The organism is Pseudomonas sp. NPDC098747 (assembly GCF_044760045.1).
Classification (GTDB): Bacteria; Pseudomonadota; Gammaproteobacteria; order Pseudomonadales; family Pseudomonadaceae; genus Aquipseudomonas.
Genome location: NZ_JBIWAL010000018.1, coordinates 91,826 through 92,405, shown reverse-complemented (window position 1 = coordinate 92,405; position 580 = coordinate 91,826). Strand labels below are relative to the sequence as shown.

2 protein-coding genes are annotated in these 580 nt (G+C 60.3%); both read left to right on the top strand.

Annotated features, from left to right (window positions below; translation table 11 throughout):
- Positions 1-405 (top strand): cbb3-type cytochrome c oxidase subunit I (locus tag ACIQVE_RS13715; protein WP_402808998.1); only part of this gene is annotated, 405 nt, incomplete at its 5' end.
- A partial coding sequence (locus ACIQVE_RS13710; protein ID WP_402809040.1) for a cbb3-type cytochrome c oxidase subunit II occupies positions 405-580 on the top strand: 176 nt, incomplete at its 3' end. The genes ACIQVE_RS13715 and ACIQVE_RS13710, both read left to right, overlap by 1 nt.

The window sequence follows — 580 nt, the reverse complement described above, 5'->3', positions numbered from 1 at the left end:
GTACACGCCGGCGCTCTGGGCTGGGTGGCGATGATCTCGATCGGCGCGATCTACCACATGATCCCGAAACTGTTCGGGCGTGCGCAGATGCACAGTGTCGGCCTGATCAACGCGCACTTCTGGCTCGCGACCATCGGTACCGTTCTGTACATCGCCTCGATGTGGGTCAACGGCATCACCCAAGGTCTGATGTGGCGTGCAATCAACGATGACGGCACCCTCACCTACTCGTTCGTCGAAGCGCTGCAAGCCAGCCACCCGGGCTTTATCGTCCGTGCTTTGGGCGGGGCGTTCTTCGCCAGCGGCATGCTGCTGATGGCTTACAACGTCTGGCGCACCGTGCGCGCCTCGAACCCGGCTGAAGCCGAAGCCGCTGCCCAGATCGCTGTCGTTGGAGCTCACTGATGAAGCATGAAGCTGTCGAGAAGAATATTGGCCTGCTGGCCTTCTTCATGGTCATCGCCGTCAGCATCGGTGGCCTGACCCAGATCGTTCCGCTGTTTTTCCAGGACGTTACCAACAAGCCGGTCGAAGGCATGAAGCCGCGTACCGCACTTGAACTGGAAGGCCGCGACGTTTA